The organism is Achromobacter sp. 1011811831, from assembly GCF_059760905.1.
In genome coordinates this window covers 1-4,129 of record NZ_JCBANG010000170.1, presented here as the reverse complement: position 1 = coordinate 4,129, position 4,129 = coordinate 1, and the positions used below count along the sequence as shown (strand labels likewise).

Below are 4,129 nucleotides of genomic sequence, written 5' to 3'. Positions count from 1 at the left end.
ACCCCGAGAGTCGATAGACCTCGCCGCTGCCCCCGACTTCCACCGCCTGCGCCGCCACTTCGTCCAGCGCCGCGGCACTGTCGGCCGAGTCAGGCAGCAGGTAGACCCCATCGCGCAGCGTCGCGCAACCCAGCGCCTTGACGGAGCGCCAGACGCGCATGCGGCCGGTCGATGCCTTGGTGGGGAGGCTGATGAACAGGGCAAGAAAGCTCAAGCACGGGCTCCTTGGTCAGAAGGCAGTGAGAAATGTGATATATACTACAGAACGTTATAGAAGTAACTAAAGTCATGATGAAGCGTCAATTTAAGGCATACCCTAACCTGGCGTCAGCCCCCGGGCTGTAAAACGTCAGAATAGAGTCACTTCCAGAATTAATTGACATGTCCCGTCAAGGGTCATAGATTTCTTCCTGACACAAGGGCCTCAGGAGGACACTGTGCACGGTCAGCGCATCGGCTACGTCCGCGTCAGCAGCTTCGACCAGAACCCGGAACGGCAGCTCGAACACATCCAGGTGGACAAGGTGTTCTCCGACAAGGCGTCGGGCAAGGACACCCAGCGCCCCGAGCTGGAACGGCTGCTCGCCTTCGTGCGCGAGGGCGACACGGTGGTGGTGCACAGCATGGACCGCCTGGCGAGGAACCTCGACGACCTGCGCCGCCTGGTGCAGCGCCTCACCCAGCGCGGCGTGCGCATCGAGTTCGTCAAGGAACACTTGACATTCACCGGCGAGGATTCGCCGATGGCGAACCTGATGTTGTCGGTGATGGGCGCATTTGCCGAGTTCGAGCGCGCTCTGATCCGCGAGCGGCAGCGCGAGGGGATCGCGCTCGCCAAGCAGCGCGGGGCCTACCGGGGCCGCAAAAAGGCGCTCGCGCCCGAGCAGGTAGCCCAACTGCGCCGTCGCGCTGCAGCCGGCGAGAAGAAGGCACAGCTTGCCCGCGAGTTCGGCATCAGCCGGGAAACTGTGTATCAATACCTGAGAACGGATGACTGACCATGCCGCGCCGCAGTCTGCTAACGTCCGTCGAGCGCACCGGCCTGCTCGCCTTTCCGGCCACTGACGACGAACTCATCCAGCATTACACCTTCGCCGAAGCCGACCTGTCGGTGATCCGCCAGCGGCGCGGCAGCCACAACCGGCTCGGCTTCGCGGTGCAGTTGTGCTACCTGCGCTATCCCGGCTTTGCCCTGCCGACGGATGCGGAGCCACCCGTCTCCCTGCTGGACATCGTCGGCCGCCAGTTGCGTATCGAGCCGGACATCTGGCCGCAGTATGCGCAACGGCCGGAAACGCGACGCGAGCACCTGTTGGAGTTGCAGGCGTGGCTGAAACTGACACCGTTCACGGTCACCGACTACCGGCACTTCGTTCACCAGCTCGCCGATCTGGCACAGCAGACCGACCGAGGTATCGTGCTGGCCGAAGCGCTGATCGAGTTGCTGCGGCAGCAGCGCATCATCCTTCCGACCATCGAGGTCATCGAGCGCGTGTGCAGCGAGGCGCTGACACGCGGCACGCGCCAAGTCTATGAAGCGCTCACCGCGCCACTGGGTGATTTCCACCGCCGCGCGCTTGACGGCCTGCTGGCGATTCGCGAGGGCACCAAAGGCAGCGGGCTGATCTGGCTACGCCAACCGCCTGGCCCGGCGAAGCCCAAGCATGTGCTGGCCCACCTCGAACGACTGAAGACCCTCCGCGACCTGGTGCTGCCGGGCGACCTGGAACACGCCATTCACCAGAACCGCCTGCTGAAGCTCGCCCGCGAGGGCGGACAGATGACCGCCCAGCACCTTCGCGACCTGGAGCCGAGTCGCCGCTTTGCGACCCTGGTCGCGGTAGTCCTCGATACCCGCGCCACCCTCATCGACGAGATCATCGACCTGCACGACCGTTTCATGGGTTCGCTGTTCAGCAAGGCCAAGCGCAATCACGCCGACCGCTTCCAGCAGTCCGGCAAGGCGATCAACGACAAGGTGCGGCTGTACTCTCGTATCGGTCGCGCCCTGCTGGAAGCCAAGCAATCGGGCAGCGACCCGTTCGCCGCCATCGAGGCGATCATCCCCTGGGACGTATTCAGCGAAAGCATCACCGAAGCGGAAGCGCTGGCCCGGCCGGAGGACTTCGATTTCTTGTCCTTGGTCGGCGACGGCTTCACCCAGCTCCGGCGCTACACGCCGACCCTGCTGGAGGCGTTGAGCATGAAGGCCGCGCCTGCGGCGCGCGAGCTGCTCGCCGCCGTCGAAATGCTCAAGGGGATGAACGACCGTCAGGCACGCAAGGTGCCGGACGACGCGCCCACGTCCTTCGTGCGCAAGCGCTGGGAGAACCTGGTGCGCACGGACGATGGGCTGGATCGGCGCTTCTATGAGCTGTGCATTCTGTCCGAACTGAAGAACTCACTGCGCTCCGGCGACATCTGGGTGCAGGGCTCGCGCCAGTTCAAGGACTTCGAGGACTACCTGTTGCCGCCGCCGCGATTCGCGGCGCAGCGTGACCAGCGCGAATTGGGTCTGGCCGTGGAGACCGACTGCGAGCGCTTTCTGGAGGCGCGGCTCGCGGTGCTGCAAGAGCAACTGGCGACAGTCGAGCGGCTGGCCGCCGCCAACGAACTGCCCGATGCGGCCATCACCAGCACCGGGAGAATCAAGATTTCTCCGCTGGACAACGCCGTGCCCGACGAGGCCGAGGTGCTGATGCAGCAGGCGTACAGCTTGCTGCCGCACCTGAAGATCACCGAACTGCTGCTGGAAGTCGATGGCTGGACCGGCTTCAGCCGCCACTTCAAGCACCTCAAGAGTGACGAGGCGGCCGAAGACCAACACCTACTGCTGACGACCGTTCTCGCCGACGCCATCAACCTGGGGCTCTCGAAGATGGCCGAGTCCTGCCCCGGTGTGACCTACGCCAAGCTGACGTGGTTGCAGGCGTGGCACATCCGCGACGAGACCTATTCGGCGGGTCTGGCCGAGGTGGTCAACGCCCAGTTTCGTCAGCCCTTCGCCGCCTACTGGGGCGATGGCACTACCTCGTCGTCGGATGGGCAGAACTTCAAGGCCGGCGGCCGGGGGCAAGCCGCCGGCCAAGTGAACTTGAAGTACGGTCAGGAACCAGGCGTGCAGTTCTATACCCACATCTCCGACCAGTACGCGCCGTTCCACACCAAAGTCATCAATGCCACGGTGCGCGACGCCACCCACGTCCTGGACGGGCTGCTGTATCACGAATCCGACCTGCGCATCGAAGAACACTACACCGACACGGCTGGCTTCACCGATCACCTGTTCGCGCTGATGCACCTGTTGGGCTTCCGCTTTGCCCCGCGCATCCGCGACCTGGCCGACAAGCGCCTGTTTATCCATAGCGACGCCAAGCAGTACCCGACGCTCGCCGGCCTGATCGGCGGCAACGTCAACGTGAAGCACATCCGCGCCCATTGGGACGAAATCCTGCGGCTGGCCGCCTCGATCAAGCAGGGCACGGTGACGGCCTCGCTGATGCTCAGGAAGCTCGGCAGCTATCCGCGCCAGAACGGTCTGGCCGTGGCTCTGCGCGAACTGGGGCGCATCGAGCGCACGCTGTTTGCGCTCGACTGGATGCAGAACGTCGAATTGCGCCGCCGTGTGCAGATTGGCTTGAACAAGGGCGAAGCCAAGAACGCGCTGGCCCGCGCTGTGTTCTTGAACCGGCTCGGTGAAATCCGTGACCGCAGTTTCGAGAACCAGCGCTACCGCGCCAGCGGCCTCAATCTGGTGGTGGCGGCAATCATCCTGTGGAACACCGTCTACCTGGGGCGGGCGGTCCAGGCGCTGCGGGACTCGGGTAAGAACATCGACGAACGGCTGCTGCCGCATCTTTCGCCGCTGGGCTGGGAGCACATCAACCTGACCGGCGATTACATCTGGCGGCAGAACAAGCAGGTCGCGCAAGGCAAGTTCCGGGCGCTACGAATGCCTGGCGAGGCTTAGCGTACGATTTTTTCCGTTTCGTGAGCTGACCCCGTCATCGTCGGACGGCCAGAACTTCCGCACCGGCAGCAAGGCCGAGAGCACCGGCCACATCAATCCGAAATACGGCAGCAGCCCAGGGCGGACGTTCTACACCCATATCTCCGACCAGTACGCGCC

Annotated in this window: 3 protein-coding genes and 1 pseudogene; 3 read left to right on the top strand and 1 reads right to left on the bottom strand. The window is 64.1% G+C overall.

Annotation, left to right across the window (positions count from 1 at the left end; genetic code table 11):
* The coding region (locus AC6LJ9_RS30250; RefSeq protein WP_498150402.1) for a Chromate resistance protein ChrB at window positions 1-214 on the bottom strand (214 nt) is incomplete at its 3' end.
* Between the two features lie 223 nt (window positions 215-437).
* Here AC6LJ9_RS30250 and AC6LJ9_RS30245 point away from each other — a divergent pair.
* The 3 genes and pseudogenes from AC6LJ9_RS30245 to AC6LJ9_RS30235 form a co-directional block, all read left to right on the top strand.
* Complete coding sequence (locus tag AC6LJ9_RS30245; protein WP_011013255.1) at window positions 438-998, top strand: recombinase family protein; 561 nt, start codon at window positions 438-440, stop codon at window positions 996-998.
* Between the two features lie 2 nt (window positions 999-1,000).
* A complete protein-coding gene (locus AC6LJ9_RS30240; RefSeq protein ID WP_011013256.1) occupies window positions 1,001-3,970 on the top strand; it encodes a Tn3 family transposase in 2,970 nt (989 codons plus the stop codon).
* Window positions 3,971-3,998: 28 nt separating this feature from the next.
* Window positions 3,999-4,129, top strand: a pseudogene (locus AC6LJ9_RS30235) (Tn3 family transposase); the annotation flags it as partial.

What these genes read in the sequence shown, in the direction of transcription:
- AC6LJ9_RS30240 (WP_011013256.1), top strand. Translation starts at nt 1,001, where the DNA reads ATGCCGCGCCGCAGTCTGCTAACGTCCGTCGAGCGCACCGGCCTGCTC.